The organism is Pseudacidovorax intermedius, from assembly GCF_003350475.1.
In the GTDB taxonomy this organism is placed as follows: Bacteria; Pseudomonadota; Gammaproteobacteria; order Burkholderiales; family Burkholderiaceae_C; genus Xenophilus; species Xenophilus intermedius.
The window spans coordinates 365261-381200 of sequence record NZ_QQAV01000001.1; the positions used below are offsets into that span (position 1 = coordinate 365261).

Annotated in this window: 18 protein-coding genes; 14 read left to right on the forward strand and 4 right to left on the reverse strand. The window is 69.4% G+C overall.

The window, feature by feature from the left end; translation table 11 throughout:
• The first annotated feature begins 45 nt into the window (after positions 1–45).
• On the forward strand, positions 46–681 hold the full coding sequence (locus DFR41_RS01490) for a c-type cytochrome (protein WP_114801444.1): 636 nt from the start codon (positions 46–48) through the stop codon (positions 679–681).
• Between the two features lie 144 nt (positions 682–825).
• Here DFR41_RS01490 and DFR41_RS01495 read toward each other — a convergent pair whose 3' ends face one another.
• The 3 genes from DFR41_RS01495 to DFR41_RS01505 all read right to left on the reverse strand — a co-directional run bounded on the left by DFR41_RS01495 (position 826) and on the right by DFR41_RS01505 (position 2938).
• Positions 826–1359, reverse strand: a complete 534-nt coding sequence (locus tag DFR41_RS01495) for a DUF2946 family protein (protein WP_114802141.1) — start codon at positions 1357–1359, stop codon at positions 826–828.
• Positions 1360–1496: 137 nt separating this feature from the next.
• Positions 1497–2471: a YheT family hydrolase gene (locus DFR41_RS01500; protein WP_017758371.1), complete on the reverse strand. Its 975-nt coding sequence runs from the start codon at positions 2469–2471 to the stop codon at positions 1497–1499.
• Positions 2472–2485: 14 nt separating this feature from the next.
• Entirely contained in the window at positions 2486–2938 is a 453-nt protein-coding gene (locus DFR41_RS01505; RefSeq protein WP_017758372.1) for a YybH family protein, read from the reverse strand.
• A 212-nt stretch (positions 2939–3150) separates the two neighbouring features.
• On the opposite strand from DFR41_RS01505, the gene rutA reads away from it, so the two are divergent.
• The 5 genes from rutA to rutF are packed head-to-tail and all read left to right on the forward strand — an operon-like array spanning position 3151 to position 6901.
• Complete coding sequence (gene rutA / locus DFR41_RS01510) at positions 3151–4272, forward strand: pyrimidine utilization protein A (RefSeq protein WP_017758373.1); 1122 nt, start codon at positions 3151–3153, stop codon at positions 4270–4272.
• A gap of 14 nt (positions 4273–4286) precedes the next feature.
• Complete coding sequence (rutB, locus tag DFR41_RS01515; RefSeq protein ID WP_114801445.1) at positions 4287–5078, forward strand: pyrimidine utilization protein B; 792 nt, start codon at positions 4287–4289, stop codon at positions 5076–5078.
• A gap of 31 nt (positions 5079–5109) precedes the next feature.
• A complete protein-coding gene (gene rutC, locus DFR41_RS01520) occupies positions 5110–5502 on the forward strand; it encodes a pyrimidine utilization protein C (protein WP_017758375.1) in 393 nt (130 codons plus the stop codon).
• An 8-nt stretch (positions 5503–5510) separates the two neighbouring features.
• Positions 5511–6299 (forward strand): pyrimidine utilization protein D, encoded by a 789-nt coding sequence (rutD, locus tag DFR41_RS01525; RefSeq protein ID WP_114801446.1) that lies wholly within the window; start codon positions 5511–5513, stop codon positions 6297–6299.
• 29 nt (positions 6300–6328) lie between these two features.
• Entirely contained in the window at positions 6329–6901 is a 573-nt protein-coding gene (rutF, locus tag DFR41_RS01530) for an NADH-dependent FMN reductase RutF (RefSeq protein WP_211322555.1), read from the forward strand.
• A gap of 12 nt (positions 6902–6913) precedes the next feature.
• Here the strand turns inward: rutF and rutR are convergent, their stop codons facing one another.
• Complete coding sequence (rutR, locus tag DFR41_RS01535) at positions 6914–7663, reverse strand: HTH-type transcriptional regulator RutR (RefSeq protein ID WP_017757390.1); 750 nt, start codon at positions 7661–7663, stop codon at positions 6914–6916.
• 282 nt (positions 7664–7945) lie between these two features.
• Between rutR and DFR41_RS01540 the strand changes: the two genes are divergently transcribed.
• From DFR41_RS01540 to DFR41_RS01575, 8 genes are all read left to right on the forward strand, one after another.
• Positions 7946–8938, forward strand: a complete 993-nt coding sequence (locus DFR41_RS01540; protein ID WP_017757391.1) for an isopenicillin N synthase family dioxygenase — start codon at positions 7946–7948, stop codon at positions 8936–8938.
• On the forward strand, positions 8938–9324 hold the full coding sequence (locus DFR41_RS01545) for a VOC family protein (RefSeq protein ID WP_043113989.1): 387 nt from the start codon (positions 8938–8940) through the stop codon (positions 9322–9324). The genes DFR41_RS01540 and DFR41_RS01545 overlap by 1 nt, the downstream gene beginning before the upstream one ends.
• Before the next feature lie 102 nt (positions 9325–9426).
• Entirely contained in the window at positions 9427–10524 is a 1098-nt protein-coding gene (locus DFR41_RS01550; RefSeq protein ID WP_017757393.1) for a BMP family ABC transporter substrate-binding protein, read from the forward strand.
• Between the two features lie 118 nt (positions 10525–10642).
• Positions 10643–12148: an ABC transporter ATP-binding protein gene (locus DFR41_RS01555; RefSeq protein WP_170159301.1), complete on the forward strand. Its 1506-nt coding sequence runs from the start codon at positions 10643–10645 to the stop codon at positions 12146–12148.
• The gene (locus DFR41_RS01560) at positions 12141–13271 is read left to right on the forward strand and encodes an ABC transporter permease (RefSeq protein ID WP_017761326.1); all 1131 of its coding nucleotides are present in this window, start codon (positions 12141–12143) and stop codon (positions 13269–13271) included. The genes DFR41_RS01555 and DFR41_RS01560 overlap by 8 nt, the downstream gene beginning before the upstream one ends.
• Before the next feature lies 1 nt (position 13272).
• Positions 13273–14217, forward strand: a complete 945-nt coding sequence (locus tag DFR41_RS01565) for an ABC transporter permease (RefSeq protein ID WP_017761327.1) — start codon at positions 13273–13275, stop codon at positions 14215–14217.
• Entirely contained in the window at positions 14217–14924 is a 708-nt protein-coding gene (locus DFR41_RS01570; RefSeq protein ID WP_017761328.1) for a cysteine hydrolase family protein, read from the forward strand. Before DFR41_RS01565 ends, DFR41_RS01570 begins: the two co-directional genes overlap by 1 nt.
• Positions 14921–15904, forward strand: coding sequence for an isopenicillin N synthase family dioxygenase (locus tag DFR41_RS01575; protein ID WP_017761329.1), 984 nt, complete (start codon positions 14921–14923; stop codon positions 15902–15904). The genes DFR41_RS01570 and DFR41_RS01575 overlap by 4 nt, the downstream gene beginning before the upstream one ends.
• Positions 15905–15940 lie beyond the last annotated feature (36 nt).

A 15940-nucleotide genomic window follows, 5' to 3' on the forward strand; every position in this document is an offset into this window, starting at 1 on the left:
TAATCGAACGCTGTTTTCCAATAGCCCCCGATACCGAGGACAGCGATGAGCGAGAGCGCGCAAAACCCGGCTCCGGCCACCGAAGAGGCGCATACGGGCCCGATCAAGAATCCCAAGCAGCTGATGCTCGCGGTCCTCTTCGGCTTCGTGGTTCCCATCCTCATCATTGCGGGGCTGGTCTTCTTCGTGGTGTCCGGGCTCAAGCCCTCCGGTGCGGCCACCGGCGACAACATGAACCTCTACGGCGTCAGCCAGGACGCCCGCGACCGCGACGTCGCCGAGCGCATCCGCAAGGTGGGCATGGTCGAGATCCGCGACGCCAACCGCCCGCTCGCCAACGGCGAAACCGTCTTCAAGACCCAATGCGCCGCCTGCCACGGCAGCCCCGGCATTCCAGGCGCGCCCCACTTGGGCGATGCCGCGGCCTGGGGTCCTCGCATCGGCCAGGGCCTGGCCACGCTGACCGAGCACGCGCTCAAGGGCAAGGGCGCCATGCCGCCCCAGGGCGGCGGCGACTTCAGCGATGTGGAGATCAGCCGTGCTGCGGCCTACATGGCCAACTCGGGCGGCGCCAAGTTCGAGGAGCCGGCCGCACCGGCCGCCGCCGCGCCGGCGGGCGATGCAGCGGCCACGTCGGCGGCAGCTCCTGCAGCAGCGGGCGCGATGCCGGCCAAGCAGTAACGAGCGCAGACATCACGACCGGGCCTCGGCCCTCTTGAAAGCCGGCATTCGCCGGCTTTTTCGTTTGTGGCGCAACAGCTGCGGCGATGCGCCTGCGCTTCGGCTCAGCGCAAGCCGCGTCTCGCGGCGCCTGCTCGTCTCGCGTCAGGCCGCGCTTCGGGCCGCGGCCGGACTGCGGACGAAGCCGAAGCGCGTCGGCAGGTCGGCCGCCGGCACCTCTTCCGGCGCCGGCCAGACGCCCTGCTCGAGTGCGTCGGCCGCCAGGCCCATGTCCTGCGAATGGACGATGCCCAGGCCGGCCGATGCAGCGACATACAGGCGCCCTTCCGCATCCAGAAGCACCCGCTGCAACGCGCCAGCCTGTCCGGTGTGCGCCTGGAGCGAGAAGTCGCCCATCACGCGCCACACCAGCGGCGCGGCCTCCAGCTCCACGTACACCCGTTGCGGCCCGTTCTGGAAGAACCACTGGCCGGTGGCATCCGGCTCGTAGTTGCGCTGGATGAAGTCGATCAGCTTGTCATGCCGCAGCAGCGAACCCTTGCTCTGCGGAAAGGGGCCGGCCGCCTGCGTGGGGTCGTCGCGCATGTACCACTGGCCGCGTGCATCAAGGCCCAGCCAACCGTAGCAGTGGGGCACGTTGGGCCACTTGGCCAGTGCCTGTTTGACGATGTCATCCATGGCGGCATTGTCAGCGCCGAAGTTGCCATGCGGTGTCGCCCATGCCGCCATCGCGAGTGAGCCGAGGCCGACACCGATGTCGACACTGCCCGGCGGCCGGCGCACCAGGCAGACGCGCACCGTCAACCCATGCGACTTCAGCGATGGGCCAGCAGCCAGTCCACCACGGCCTGCGGCATCGTCCGTACATGCCCTGGCCAGCCGCCCTGCGGAAAGCCGACATGGCCGCCATGCAGCGGCTGCCAGAGGGTTACGCGCGGATTGCTCACCCGCGCCGGCACCGGGAGGCTCTCGCCGGGCACGAACGGGTCGTTGCGGGCATTGAGCACCAGCGCCGGGATGCGGATGTCGCCCAGCCGCGGCCCCGCGGCGGCGCGGGCGTAGTAGTCCTCCGCGTCCTTGAAGCCGTGAAGGGGCGCGGTGAACAGGTCGTCGAAGTCGCGCAGGCGGCGCGCGGCGCGTAGTCGATCGGCATCGAAGAGGCCGGGATGCTGCGTTAGCTTGGCCAGCGCCTTGGGCTTCATGGTCGAGAGAAACATGCGCTCGTACACCAGCCGGTTGAAGCCGCGTCCGATGGCGTCGGCGCCGGCGGCCAGGTCCAGCGGTGCGCTCACGCCGGCCACGGCCTGCACCACGGCAGCGGCGCTGTCGCCGGCCTCCTCGGCCCAGCGCAGCAGCGCATTGCCGCCCAACGAGACGCCGACGGCCAGCACGCCGGCCGGGCTGCGTTCGCGCAGACGCGCCAGCACCCAGCCCACCTCTTCATGGTCGCCCGAGTGGTAGGCCCGCGGGCCCAGATTCAGCTCACCGCTGCAGCCGCGGAAATGCGGCACCGCGAAGCCGAGTCCACGCTCGCGCGCCACCGCCGCCAGCGCCTCGGCATAGTGGCTGCGCGACGAGCCTTCGAGGCCGTGGAAGAGCACCAGCAGCGGCGCCGCGGCCGGATCGGCCGCGTGCTGGAAATCCACATCCACGAAATCGCCGTCCGGGGCGTCCCAGCGCTCGCGGCGGTACACCGGGGCGGCGCCCACATAGCGGCGGCCGAACAGGGCCGGCCAGATGGTCTGCGCGTTGCCGCCCGGCAGCCAGCGAGGCGCGACGAAAGCCTGCACGGTGGACGTCGACCTCAGTGCAGCAGGCCCGGGGTCTCGACCGCGTCGTCGGGCTCGCGCGAGGTGCCGGGGCTGGCATGGTGCGCCACCAGCCGCCAGCCCATCTCGGTCTTCAGATAGACGTTGGTGGCCAGCACGAAGGCATGGCGCGGACCTTCGGCGGTAAGCACCTCGATGCGCTCGAGCACGTTGTGCACGCTGGTGCCCAGGGCTTCGACGCGGCGCACATGCGAAGGCCGCGCATGCACGGCACCGCCGTTGGCGAACATCTGCTCGAACGCGCTGCGGATGGCCGCCACCCCCACCAACCGCGGGCCGCCAGGATGCACGCAGAACACGTCCTCCTCGTCGGCCCAGCAGGCCATCAACGCATCGACGTCGCCGCGTTGCAGCGCGTCGTAGAAGGCGGCTTCCAGGTCGTCGGCAGTGCCGCCCAGGGCGGCGGGGTATCGGGTTTTGCTGGGCATGGCAGCCGCGATTCTGCCGTTCCCCACGCACCACGCCCCGGCATGCGGCGCACCACCTTGCCGCGCACTCGCCCATCGCTGCGAACCGTTTTGGACCATTTGGTCAAAACACGCAAGGCAAATTTCCATCAAGCCATTGATCTAGAACAGGAAACTGGCATTGGCACAGCGCGTGCAAACCCGCCGGCAATCCCATCCTGGAGTCCACCCACATGAAAGTCGGCGTCTTCATCCCCATCGGCAACAACGGCTGGCTGCTGTCGCAGAACGCGCCGCAGTACAAGCCCAGCTTCGAGCTGAACAAGACCATCACCCTCAAGGCCGAGCACTACGGCCTGGACTTCGCGCTGTCCATGATCAAGCTGCGCGGCTTCGGCGGCAAGACGGAGTTCTGGGACCACAACCTGGAGTCCTTCACGCTGATGTCGGGCCTGGCGGCCGTCACGACCAAGATCAAGCTCTTCGCCACCGCCGCCTCGCTGGTCATGCCGCCGGCCATCGTGGCGCGCATGGCCTCGACCATCGACAGCATCTCCAATGGCCGCTTCGGCCTGAACTTGGTGACCGGCTGGCAGCGGCCCGAGTATTCGCAGATGGGCATGTGGCCCGGCGACGAGTTCTTCGCCACCCGGTACGAGTACCTGTCCGAATACATCCAGGTGCTGCGCGACCTGTGGGGCAAGGGCCAGTCGGACTTCAAGGGCACCCACTTCAAGATGGACGACTGCCGCCTGAGCCCGCAGCCGCAGGCGGACATGAAGGTGATCTGCGCCGGCCAGAGCGATGCCGGCATGGCCTTCTCGGCCAAGTACGCCGACTACAACTTCTGCTTCGGTAAGGGCGTAAACACGCCCAAGGCCTTCGCGCCCGCGGCGCAGAAGCTGATCGAGGCCACGGCCAAGACCGGCCGCCACGTGACCACCTACGTGCTCATCATGGTGATCGCCGCCGAGACCGACGAGGCCGCCTTTGCCAAGTGGGAGCACTACAAGGCGGGCGCCGACACCGACGCCATCGCCTGGATGGCCCAGCAGGGCGCAGCCGACACCAAATCGGGCGGCGACACCAACGTGCGCCAGATGACCGATGCCACCTCGCCCTCGGCGGTGAACATCAACATGGGCACGCTGGTGGGCTCCTACGCCAGCGTGGCCCGCATGCTCGACGAGATGGCCGAGGTGCCCGGCACCGAGGGCGTGCTGCTGACCTTCGACGACTTCGTGCAGGGCGTGGAGGACTTCGGCGAACGCATCCAGCCGCTGATGAAGAGCCGCGTGGACGTGGACACGCCCGTGCCCACGCAGGTGGGTGCCGCCGAGGCCCTGGCGGCTTGACGGAAGGCGGCACCATGAGCAACACCAAGACCAACGCCACCCTGCGCTCGGCCACGCCCGTCGGCCCGCCCCAGGCGCCGGGCGCACCGGCACCGACGGTGATTCCTTCGCGCCCCGAGCCCCTGGCCCTCGTGCCCACCCAGACTGCGCTGATCGTGGTCGACATGCAGAACGCCTATGCCTCGCTGGGCGGCTACGTGGACTCGGCCGGCTTCGACATCTCGGGCGCGCAGGGCACCATCGCCGGCATCGTGCGTGCCATCGAAGCGGCGCGCGCTGCCGGCATGCTCATCGTCTTCCTGCAGAACGGCTGGGACGCGAAGTACGTGGAAGCCGGCGGCCCCGGCTCGCCCAACTGGCACAAGTCCAACGCGCTCAAGACCATGCGCGCCAAGCCCGAGCTGCAGGGCCGCTTCCTGGCCAAGGGCGGCTGGGACTACGAACTCATCGACGCGATGAAGCCGCAGCCCGGCGACATCGTGATTCCCAAGACCCGCTACAGCGGCTTCTTCAACAGCACGCTGGACAGCAGCCTGCGTGCGCGTGGCATCCGCAGCCTGGTGTTCACCGGCATCGCCACCAATGTGTGCGTGGAGTCGTCGCTGCGCGATGCCTTCCACCTGGAGTACTTCTCGCTGATGCTGGAAGACGCCACGCACGAGCTGGGCGGCGCCGCCATCCAGCAGGCCACGGTCTACAACGTCGAGACCTTCTTCGGTTGGGTGTCGACGGTGGACGCCTTCTGCCAGGCCCTCGCACCCGCCACTGCCGCCACACCTGCCAAGCCCGAGACGGCCACGGCCTGATCCTTCATCCATCCCACTCTGGAGTCCCTTCATGCCCAAGGAAGCCATCATCCCTCCCGGCACCAGCACCCCCATCGCGCCTTTCGTGCCCGGCACGCTGGCCGACGGGGTTGTCTACGTCTCGGGCACGCTGCCCTTCGACGAGGACAACAACGTCGTGCACGTCGGCGATGCCACCGCGCAGACCCGCCATGTGCTGGAGACCATCAAGGGCGTCATCGAGGCCGCGGGCGGCACGATGGACGATGTCACCTTCAACATGATCTTCATCACCGACTGGGCCAACTACGCCAAGGTCAACGCGGTGTATGCCGAGTATTTCCCCGGCACCAAGCCGGCGCGCTACTGCATCCAGTGCGGCCTGGTGAAGCCCGACGCCCTGGTGGAGATCGCCTCCATCGCCCACGTGGGCAAGAAGGCCTGAGCCGCGCCATGGCGCTGTACCACGAGGTGCACGGCGAAGGCCGCACCGGCGCGCCCAGTGTGCTGCTGTCCTCGGGCCTGGGCGGCTCGGCCGGCTTCTGGCGGCCGCAGATCCCGGCGCTGGTCGAGGCCGGCTGGCGCGTCGTGGCCTACGACCAGCGCGGCACCGGCCGCAGCCCCGCCGACCTGCCCGCGGGCTACAGCATCGCCGACATGGCGCGCGATGTGGCCGAGGTGATGGACGCCACCGGCACCGAGCGCTGCCACCTGGTGGGCCATGCCCTGGGCGGCCTGGTCGGCCTGCAGCTGGCGCTGGATGCACCCACGCGCGTCGCGAGCCTGGTGCTGGTCAACGCCTGGTCGCGGCCCAACCCGCACTCGGCCCGCTGCTTCGACGCCCGCCTGTCGCTGCTGGGTGCCTGCGGGCCGCGCGCCTATGTGGAGGCGCAGCCCATCTTCCTGTACCCCGCCGACTGGGCCGCGGCCCATGCCGCCGAGGTGCAGGCCGAGGTGGACCATGCCTTCGCCCACTTTCCCGGCGAGGCCAACATGCGCGCACGCATCGGCGCCCTGCGCGCCTTCGACGTCGACGCGCGCCTGCACGAGATCGCCGTGCCCACGCTGGTCGCCTGCGCGCAGGACGACGTGCTGGTGCCGTGGACCATGTCCCGGCGCCTGGCCGAAGGCCTGCCCCAGGCCCTGCTCGATCGCAGCCCGCACGGCGGCCATGCGCACAGCGTGACCGATCCGGCCGGCTTCAACGCGGCGCTGCTCGGCTTCCTGTCGCGTCAGGACTGACCCTTCTTCTCTTCCGGCTTCCGATGATGATGTCCACCGCCCCCGCCCCCGCCCCCACCGCCGCCGCCGCCGCCGCCGCCGCAGCCCTGCAGGCCCTGGCCGCCACGCCGCCCGAACGCGGCGACTACCGCAATGCCATGGCCCGCCTGGGCGCGGCCGTGAACGTCATCACCACCGATGGTCCCGCGGGGCGTGCGGGCTTCACCGCCTCGGCCGTGTGCAGCGTGACCGACGAGCCGCCCACGCTGCTCGTCTGCCTGAACCGCAGCGCCTCGGTGTATCCCATCTTCCAGGCCAACGGCGTGCTGTGCGTGAACGTGCTGGGCGCCGGCCAGCAGCAGCTGTCCAACCTGTTCGGTGGCAAGACGCCCATGGCTGAGCGCTTCGCCGCGGCCGAGTGGCAGATGAGCCGCAGCGGCGTGCCGGTGCTCGCCGAGGCCGCAGCCGCATTCGAATGCCGTGTGGTCAACCGCACCGAGGTGGGCACGCATGACGTGCTGTTCTGCGAGGTGGATGCGGTGCGCATGGGCAGCGCCGCTCATGGCCTGGTGTACTTCGACCGCCGCTACCACGACTTGCTGCCGCAAGCCGCAGCGCACTGAGCAGACGCGGCCTCAAGCGGCCAGCGGCGCCGCCATGGCCTCGGCTGTGGGCGCACTGATTCCATCCAGCACCAGGCGCTGCACGTTCTCCACCGTCTCCTCGAAGAAGGCCGCGTCCTGCAGCGTGCGGCCGGCGATGGCCTGCACCTGCACGGCGAAGTCCGCATAGTGCTGCGTCAACGCCCACAGCCCGAAGATCAGGTGATGCGGCGCCACCGGCCGCAGCCGGCCCGAGCGCACCCATTCGGCGATCACTTCGGACTTGCGCTCCACAAGCGTCCGCAGCTCCAGCGCCAGCTCTTCGCGCAGCAGCGGCGCGCCCTGGATCATCTCCAGGCAGAACAGGCGTGAGGCATCGGGCTGATCGCGCGAGATCACCAGCTTGCGGCGGATGTAGCTGGCGATGGCTTCGCGCGGGTCCTGCTCGGCGCTGAAGCCGCGCAGCGGCTCCAGCCACACATGCAGCAGCTCGCGCAGCACGCTCACATACAGCTCTTCCTTGTTGGCGAAGTAATAGAGCAGGTTGCTCTTGGAGACATCGGCGCGTGCGGCCACCTGGTCCACGCTGGTGCCGTGCAGGCCATAGCGAGAGAACAGGCCGAGCGCGGCAGACAGGATCACGCTGCGCTTGTCTTCCGCCTGTCGCGGCCGGCGCGCGGCCCGCTTGCCGGCTGCGGGCGCCGCCTTCGTGCCCACGGGTTCTGCTTTGCGCTTGCGCACCTCGGTCGGCGCCTTCTTCTTCGCCGCGGGTGGTCTGGCCATCGGGCTTCCCTTTCCTTTTGTTGTCGTGGGCGTGCGTCGTGGGGTCGGCAACGGCCCGCCTGCACCGGCCATTGCGAATCGCGTACCAGCCTGCACGCACCAGCAACGGGCTTCGCGCACCGCTCATCTGTCTTGACCTGCACCAAGACACCGCAGCACGGCCGAATGGCGTGCATGCGGCGCATCGTACGCAGCCCAGCAGGCGTTTGTCCATTTGGTCCAACTGGCACGGTCGTTGCAAACGGCCTCTGCCAGTCCCCCTTCCGCGCATCGAGACGCACCATGACCCTGATGACCGTTCCCATCATCGACCTCGCGCCCTACTTCTCGGGCACTGCCGCGCAGAAGGCCGCGCTGGCCCGACAGGTGGACGAGGCCTGCCGCAGCATCGGCTTCCTGGTGATCACGCACCATGGCATCGATCCGGCCCTCATCGCCCGCGTCTCGGCCCTGTCGCGGCAGTTCTTCGACATGCCGCTGGGGGAAAAGCGCAAAGTGGACCGCCCGCGCGACGACGCCGTGCGCGGCTACAGCGCGGTGGGCGAAGAAGGCCTGTCGTACAGCCTCGAAGAGGCCTCGCCCGGCGACCTGAAGGAATCCTTCTCCATCGGCCCCTCCAACGTGCCCGATGACGACTACCACCGCGGCCCCGCGGCCGGCCCGCACTTCGAGCCCAACAGCTGGCCGCCCATCGAGGGCTTCCGCGAAGCCTACGAGCAGTACTTCGAGGCCATGAGCGATCTCTCGCGCTCGCTCATGCGCATCTTCGCGCTGGCGCTCGAGCTCCCCGAGACCTACTTCGACGACAAGATCGACAAGCACATCAGCATGTTCCGCGTGCTGTCGTACCCGCCCCAGCGCGAGGCGCCGCTGCCCGGCCAACTGCGCGCCGGCGCGCACAGCGACTACGGCAGCCTGACCATCGTGCTGCCCGACGACAAGGGCCTGCAGGTGCAGAACAAGGCGGGCGAGTGGGTGGACGTGCCGCTGGTCGAAGGCGGCCTGGTGGTCAACATCGCCGACCTGATGATGCAGTGGACCAACGACCAGTGGGTCTCCACCATGCACCGCGTGGTCAACCCGCCCTTCGAGGTGGCGCAGACCAACCGGCGGCAGTCGCTGGTGTTCTTCCACCAGCCCAACTACGACGCCATGGTCGAGTGCCTGCCCACCTGCCTGGCGCCGGGCGAGAAGGCCAAGTACGCGCCGATTTCGTCGGGCGATCACCTCACGTCCAAGTTCGTGAAGCAGACAACGTTCGGGGGCACCAAGTGATGGCCCATCTTTCCTACGTCAACGTCTTCGCCAAGGACGTGGTCGCGTTGAGCGGCTTCTACCAACGCGTCTTCGGCTTCCCGGAGATCGAGGCCATCCGCTCGCCCATCTTCCGCGGGCTGGACACGGGCAAGAGCAGCCTGGGCTTCAACGCGCTGGATGCCTACGAGCTGCTGCACCTGGCCGAGTTCTCGGACACCAAGGGCGTGAAGTTCCTGCTCAACATCGACGTCGACAGCCGCGAGGACGTGGACCGCATGGTGCCCGTCGCGCTGGAGGCCGGCGCCACGCTCATCAAGCCGCCCTACGTCACGTACTACAACTGGTACCAGTCGGTGCTGCTCGATCCCGAGGGCAACGTCTTCCGCATCAACTTCATGATGTGACGCGCCCGCCGCCCGGCCGGCTGGCGCCGGGGCGGCACTGTTCGTGCTTTTTCACCTTTCCGCTTCCTTCCTCTCCCCTCTTCCTTCCTCCTGGAGGTCTCCATGTTGTCCAAGCGCTTTCCCCGCATGAGCGTGGCCCTGGCCGGCGCCGCCGTGCTGCTGTCGGCCGGCACCGCCTACGCGCAGGCCGGCTTCAGCCTGAGCGGCAAGCCTGTCATCGCGATGCTGTACTACGGCCCCAAGAACGACGGCGGCTGGACGCAGGCCTTCGACGAGGCCCGCGTGAAGATCGAGGCGGCCCTCGGCCAGAAGATCCAGTTCGTGGAGAACGTGGGCGAGGACGCCTCGGTCATCAAGCCGGCGGCCGAGCGCTTCATCTCGCGCGGCGCCAACATCGTGATCGGCACCGCCTTCGGCCAGTCCGACGCCATGAAGGACCTGGCGGCCAAGTACCCCAAGGTGGCCTTCCTCAACGGCTCGGGCACCACCAACGGGCCGAACCTCGAATCCTTCTACGGCCGCACCTACGAGAGCCAGTACCTGTGCGGCATGGCCGCCGGCGCGGCCAGCAAGACGGGCAAGCTGGGCTTCGTGGCCGCCAACCCCTTCGGCGTGGTGAACTGGACCATCAATGCCTTCGCGCTGGGTGCGCAGAAGATGAACCCCAACGCCACGGTCAACGTGATCTACACCGGCACCTGGAACGACCCGGTCAAGGAACGCGCCGCCGCCACCGCCCTCATCGACCAGGGCGCCGACGTGATCGGCCAGCACGTGGATTCGCCGACGCCGCAGATCGTGGCGCAGGAGCGCGGCGTGTACGGCACCGGCCACCACCGCGACCTGCGGCAGTTCGCGCCCAAGGCCACCCTGTGCTCGTCGGTGTGGGTGTGGGACCGCTTTTTGGTGCCCGAGCTCAAGAAGGTCATCGCGGGCAACTGGAAGCCCGAGCCCTATGGCGCCTTCATTCCGATGAGCGGCGGCGGCACCGACATCGCCGGCTTCGGTGCGGCGGTGCCGGCCGACAAGGTCAAGGTGATCCAGGCCGAGCGCGACGCCATCCTCAAGGGCAAACAGGTCTACGCCGGCCCGCTGAAGGACCGCGACGGCAAGGAGCGCGTGGCCGCGGGCGCCGTGCTGTCGGATGCGGACCTCTGGAAGATGGACTGGTTCGTCAAGGGCGTCGTCACGCAAAAGTAGCTCTCCCCCAGGCTCCGCGCTTTGCGCTCCGCCAACCCCCTTCCGGGGGCGCCGCCTGCGGCCTGGCGAAGCCAGTTCCGCGGCGGCTGCCGGCAGTCCCTTTTCTCTTCATACGCTGATGACTGTTGACGCGCTGCGCCTCGTCGGTATCCACAAGTCCTTCGATGGGTTCAAGGCCCTGACGGACGCGTCGTTTGCTGCGCGCTGGGGTGAGGTGCATGCGCTGCTGGGCGAGAACGGCGCGGGCAAATCCTCGCTGATGAACATTGCGGCGGGGCTGTACGCGCCCGAGCAGGGCGAACTGCTGGTGGACGACAACCCGGTGCGGCTCGCAGGGCCGCGCGATGCGGCAGCGCTGCACATCGGCATGGTGCACCAGCACTTCAAGCTGGTGCGGCCGTTCACGGTGGCCGAGAACATCCTGCTGGGCCATCCGCTTGCACAGGCCGAAGGCAGCCACCGGCGGCGCATGGCGCAGCTGGAGCAAGAGATCGCCGCACGGGCCGCCGAGCTGGGCTTCGCCATCGATCCGCGCGCGCGTGTCGAGCGCCTCTCCATCGCGGAGCAGCAGCGGGTGGAGATCCTCAAGGTGCTGCTGGCGGGCGCGCGCATCCTGATCCTGGACGAGCCCACCGCGGTGCTGACCGACCAGGAGGCCGAGCGCCTGCTGGCCACGGTGCATGCGCTGTCGCGCCAGGGCGCGGCGGTGGCGCTGGTGACGCACAAGATGGCGGACGTGAAGACCTGGGCCGACCGCGTGACGGTGATGCGCGGCGGCCGCACCGTGGCCACGGTGGACCCGAAGGCCACGCCCATCGAGGAACTGGTGCGCCTGACCGTCGGCCAGTCCGTCGCGGCCAGCGAGGCGGCCACGGAGCCCGCGATGGGCGGTGCACCGCTGCTGACCGTGCGCGGGCTGCGCCTGCATGCGAACGGCCGCCAGGCGCTGGACGGCGTGGACCTGACCCTGCACGCCGGCCAGATCTACGGCCTGGCTGGCGTCGGCGGCAATGGCCAGGGCGACCTGGCCGAGGCGCTGATGGGCATGGCCGAGGGGCTGGAAGGCACGATCGCGCTGGCCGGTGAAGACGGCGCCGCGACCGGCCGCCTGCCGCACTTCGCTGCCATCCCGGCCGACCGCTACGGCCTCGCGCTCGCGGGCGGCCTGTCGGTGATGGAGAACTTCGGCATCGGCCAGGTGCAGGCCGGCCGCTACGGCCCCGCCTGGCGGCTGGACCGTGCCCGCATGGCCGCCGATGCGCGCGAGGCCGTGCAGGCCTTCGACGTGCAGGGCGTGCGCCACCTGAACCAGAAGGCCGCGCTGCTATCGGGCGGCAATGCGCAGAAGCTGGTGCTGGCGCGCGAGTTCGGCCGCGCGCCGCGCCTGGTGCTGGCCCACAGCCCCAGCCGCGGGCTGGATGTGCGCGCGGGTGCCGAGGTGCATGCGCGCCTGCGCGCCGCGCGCGACGCCGGCGCGGCCGTGCTGCTCATCAGCGAGGACCTGGACGAGGTGCTCGCGCTGGCCGACCGCGTGGGCGTGATGGCCCGCGGACGCATCGTGGCCGAGTTCGATCAACCCGCCGACCGCCAGGCGGTCGGCCAAGCGATGGTGAACCATGACTGATGCCGCGCTCGGCGCCACCGCCGCGGAAGCACGCGCGAAGCACGTGCCCCTCTTCGCGCGCCGCTACACGCTGGAGCTGCGCCAGCAGATGGGCCTGCCCCGGCAGGCGCTGATCCTCGCGCTGGCGGTGGTCGTCGGGCTGGCCATCTCGGCCGCGATCCTGGTGGCCGCGGGCGTGCCGCCCGACGAGCTGCTCAACGAGTTCATCATGCAGACGCTCGTGGACCAGCAGAGCCTGCTGGCCGTGCTCTTCCAGGCCGCGCCCATGATCCTGGTGGGCATCGGCGCGGCCATCGCCTTCCGTGCCCGCTTCTGGAACCTGGGGCTGGAAGGCCAGATGATCTTCGGCGCCATCGGCGCCACGGCGGTGTCGATGTTCGACATCGGTCCGCCCGCCCTTCGGCTGCCGCTGATGGGCGCCGTGGCCATGGCGATGGGCATGCTCTGGGCGCTGGCGCCGGCACTTCTTAAGCTGCGCCTGGCCGTGAACGAGATCATCGCCTCGCTGATGCTGAACTACGTGGCGGGCAACTTTCTGCTGCACCTGGTCTACGGCGCATGGAAGGACCCGAAGGATTCCTTCCCCTACTCGCCGCAGTTCCGCGCCTTCGAGCGCCTGCCCGAATGGTTCGGCAACGTCAGCACCGCGGCCATCGGCCTGGCGGTGCTGGCGGCGCTGCTCGCCACCTGGTTCACGGGCCTCAGCCGCGCCGGCCTGTACCTGCGCTTCGTCGATGCCAACCCGCGCGTGGCCCGCGCGCTCGGCGTGCCGGTGGCGCGCATGGTGCTCACAGCGGTGTTGCTGTCGGGCGCGCTGGCGGGGCTGGCCGGCTTCGTCGTGGCGACGGGGCAGGAGGGCCGGCTCACGCAGGCCTTCTACGTGGGCTACGGCTTCTCGGGCATCCTGATCGCCTTCCTGGCGCGCAACAACCCGCTCGCGGCCAGCGTGGTGGCGGTGCTGATCGCCATGCTCTTCGTGGCGGGCCGCAACCTGCAGGTCTTCTACCAGATCCCCTTCGCAATGGTGCAGCTGATCCAGGCCATCCTGGTCATCTGCGTCGCCTCGTCGGACTTCTTCATCCGCCACCGCGTCCGCCGCGTGGCCCGTGGACAGGGAGGCTGACATGGACCTGTTCGCCATCGCCACCAACTGGCTGGGCAATGCGCCCGACTTCGCGGTGCCCTATGCGCTGGCCGCGCTGGGCCTGATCCTCAGCGAGCGCGCGGGCGTGCTGTCGCTGGGCGCAGAGGGGCTGATGCTGGTCGGCGCGCTGGCCGGCATCGGCGCCATGCTGGCCTTCCACGACGCGGCCATCGCGCTGCCGCTGGCCATGTTGGCCGCGGCGGTGGTGTCGCTGCTCTTCGCCTTCATGGTGATCGTGCTGCGCATCCAGCAGGTGATCGCCGGGCTGGCGCTGGTCTTCTTCTGCCAGGGGCTGACCAGCCTGCTGGGCACGGTGTTCGACTGGACCAACAAGCCGGTCAGCAGCTTCGGCGCGCTGCCGATCCCGCTGCTGTCCGAGCTGCCGCTGGTGGGGCGCCTCTTCAACCAGAACCTGATCGTCTACCTGGTGCCGCTGCTCTTCTGGGCCGCGGTGCACTGGCTCAACCGCAGCACGCCGGGCCTGCGCTTGCGCGCGGTGGGCGAGAACCCGCAGGCCGCCGATGCGGCCGGCATCTCGGTGCCGCTGTGGCGCTTTGGCGCAGTCGTGGCGGGCTCCGCGCTGGTCGGTCTGGCGGGTGCCTACATCTCGGTGGTGGGCACCAAGCTGTGGATCGCGGGCATGACCGGTGGACGCGGCTGGATCGCCGTGGCGCTGGTGATCTTCGCGCGCTGGTCGCCGTGGCGGGCGCTGGCCGGCGCACTGCTCTTCGGATGCATCGAGGCGCTGATCCCCCAGCTGGCCGCGGCGGGCGTGCAGCTGCCGCAGTACTTCGTGCTGATGACGCCCTATGTCGTCACGCTGGGCGTGATGGTGTGGGTGGCCCTGGCGCGCCGTGGCGGCCAGGCCGTGCACGACGAGCCCGGCGCCCTCGGCCAACCCTATCTGCGAGAGGAGCGACGCTGATGCGCGCCTATGTCTACAACCAGCCGCGCGAGCTGGACCCGGCCCAGTTCGCCGACTACCTGGACCTGTCCCGCACCGCCGTGCTCTCCATCGACATGCACCGCGGCCACCTGGACGATTCGCCCGACTGCCCCTGCCCGGCCCCGCGGGCACGCGACGTGGTCGCCCCCATCGACGCCTTCCACGACGAGGTGCGTGCGCTGGGCGGGCGCATCGTGCATGTCAAGTCGGTGGTGCGCGAGGGCGGCGCCGACGACATCGGTGGCATCCCGTCGGCATGGCGGCGCACCTTCCCGCTGCACGTCGGCCCGATCCCCAATGCCGACGCACATGCCATCGAAGGATCGCCCTGGACCGAATGGGTCACGCGCGTCGAGCCCGGTGACCTGAAGGTGGAGAACAAGCGCCGCCTGTCGGCCTTCTACCCCACCGACCTGGACTTCCTGCTGCGCAACCAGCGCATCGAGACCGTGGTGCTGGACGGCGGCTTCACCGACTGCTGCGTGCTCAACACCGCCTTCGATGCCAACAACCGCAACTACCGCGTGATCGTGCTGCAGGACCTGGTGCGGGGCACCGACGAGCCGCTGGAGCAGGCCGCCCTGGCCATGGTGTCCCTGCATCTGGGGCTGGTGATGACCTCGGCCGACCTGCTGGCCGTGTGGCGTCAGCGCGCCCTCAACCCTTCGAGCAAGACCCTGTCATGAAGCACATTCCCATCGTCGACCTGCAGGGCAGCCTCGACGCCGATGCCCCCGCCGCGCAGCAGAGCGCACGCGAACTGTTCGAGGCCCTGAGCCAGATCGGCTTCGCCTACATCGCCGGTCACAACGTGGCGCCCGCCACGCGCGAGGCCGCCTTCGCCGCGTCGCGCAAGTTCCATGCCTCCACGCTGGCGCAGAAGCAGTCGCTGGCCATCAACGCCTTCCACCGCGGCTACATGGGCATGGCCAGCTCCACCATCGTCACCTCCACCGTGGCCAAGGTGACGCGGCCCAACATGAGCGAGTCGCTGATGCTCATGCACGAGCTGCCACCCGACGACCCCGGCCTGCGCGCGGGCCTGCCCATGCAGGGCCCCAACCAGTGGCCCGACTGGCTGCCGGGCTTCAAGCCCGCCATGCTGGCCTACGTGCGGGAGGTCGATGCGCTGGGCCGCCACATCGTGCGCCTGATCGCACTGGCGCTGGGCCTGCCGGCCACGGCGCTGGACCATCACTTCGACCATCCCACCACTTTCCTGCGCGCCCTGCACTATCCGCCGCAGCCGCCGGCGGAGGACGAGCAGATCGGCTCCGCCCCGCACACCGACTACGGAATCATCACCCTGCTGGCGCAGGACGACTCCGGCGGCCTGCAGGTGCGCCCGCGCGGCGGCGACTGGATCGAGGCACCGCCCATTCCCGACACCTACGTGCTCAACGTGGGCGACATGCTGGCGCGCTGGACCAACGGCCGCCTGGTCTCCACGCCGCACCGCGTCATCAACCGCTCGGGCGGCGACCGCTACTCGCTGCCCTACTTCCTCGATCCATCGATGGACACGCTCATCGAATGCCTGCCCACCTGCACCGATGCAGCCCATCCGCCGCAGCACCCGCCGGTGCGCTACGGCGACTACCTGCTCGAACGGCTCAACCGCAACTACGACTACCGCAAGCCCGCCGAGCCTGCCGCCGTGGCCTGAAGGCCGCGTCCTCTTCCTTTCAATGTTCCGGAGTGC

Excerpts from the sequence above, each read along its gene's own strand:
- rutF (WP_211322555.1), top strand. The coding sequence starts at position 6,329 with ATGTCCACCGCCCCCGCCCCCGCCCCCACCGCCGCCGCCGCCGCCGCC.
- rutC (WP_017758375.1), top strand. The coding sequence starts at position 5,110 with ATGCCCAAGGAAGCCATCATCCCTCCCGGCACCAGCACCCCCATCGCG.
- DFR41_RS01545 (WP_043113989.1), top strand. The coding sequence starts at position 8,938 with ATGGCCCATCTTTCCTACGTCAACGTCTTCGCCAAGGACGTGGTCGCG.
- rutA (WP_017758373.1), top strand. The coding sequence starts at position 3,151 with ATGAAAGTCGGCGTCTTCATCCCCATCGGCAACAACGGCTGGCTGCTG.
- rutD (WP_114801446.1), top strand. The coding sequence starts at position 5,511 with ATGGCGCTGTACCACGAGGTGCACGGCGAAGGCCGCACCGGCGCGCCC.
- rutR (WP_017757390.1), bottom strand. The coding sequence starts at position 7,663 with ATGGCCAGACCACCCGCGGCGAAGAAGAAGGCGCCGACCGAGGTGCGC.
- DFR41_RS01550 (WP_017757393.1), top strand. The coding sequence starts at position 9,427 with ATGTTGTCCAAGCGCTTTCCCCGCATGAGCGTGGCCCTGGCCGGCGCC.
- DFR41_RS01505 (WP_017758372.1), bottom strand. The coding sequence starts at position 2,938 with ATGCCCAGCAAAACCCGATACCCCGCCGCCCTGGGCGGCACTGCCGAC.
- rutB (WP_114801445.1), top strand. The coding sequence starts at position 4,287 with ATGAGCAACACCAAGACCAACGCCACCCTGCGCTCGGCCACGCCCGTC.
- DFR41_RS01565 (WP_017761327.1), top strand. The coding sequence starts at position 13,273 with ATGGACCTGTTCGCCATCGCCACCAACTGGCTGGGCAATGCGCCCGAC.
- DFR41_RS01575 (WP_017761329.1), top strand. The coding sequence starts at position 14,921 with ATGAAGCACATTCCCATCGTCGACCTGCAGGGCAGCCTCGACGCCGAT.
- DFR41_RS01555 (WP_170159301.1), top strand. The coding sequence starts at position 10,643 with ATGACTGTTGACGCGCTGCGCCTCGTCGGTATCCACAAGTCCTTCGAT.
- DFR41_RS01570 (WP_017761328.1), top strand. The coding sequence starts at position 14,217 with ATGCGCGCCTATGTCTACAACCAGCCGCGCGAGCTGGACCCGGCCCAG.
- DFR41_RS01490 (WP_114801444.1), top strand. The coding sequence starts at position 46 with ATGAGCGAGAGCGCGCAAAACCCGGCTCCGGCCACCGAAGAGGCGCAT.
- DFR41_RS01540 (WP_017757391.1), top strand. The coding sequence starts at position 7,946 with ATGACCCTGATGACCGTTCCCATCATCGACCTCGCGCCCTACTTCTCG.
- DFR41_RS01560 (WP_017761326.1), top strand. The coding sequence starts at position 12,141 with ATGACTGATGCCGCGCTCGGCGCCACCGCCGCGGAAGCACGCGCGAAG.
- DFR41_RS01495 (WP_114802141.1), bottom strand. The coding sequence starts at position 1,359 with ATGGATGACATCGTCAAACAGGCACTGGCCAAGTGGCCCAACGTGCCC.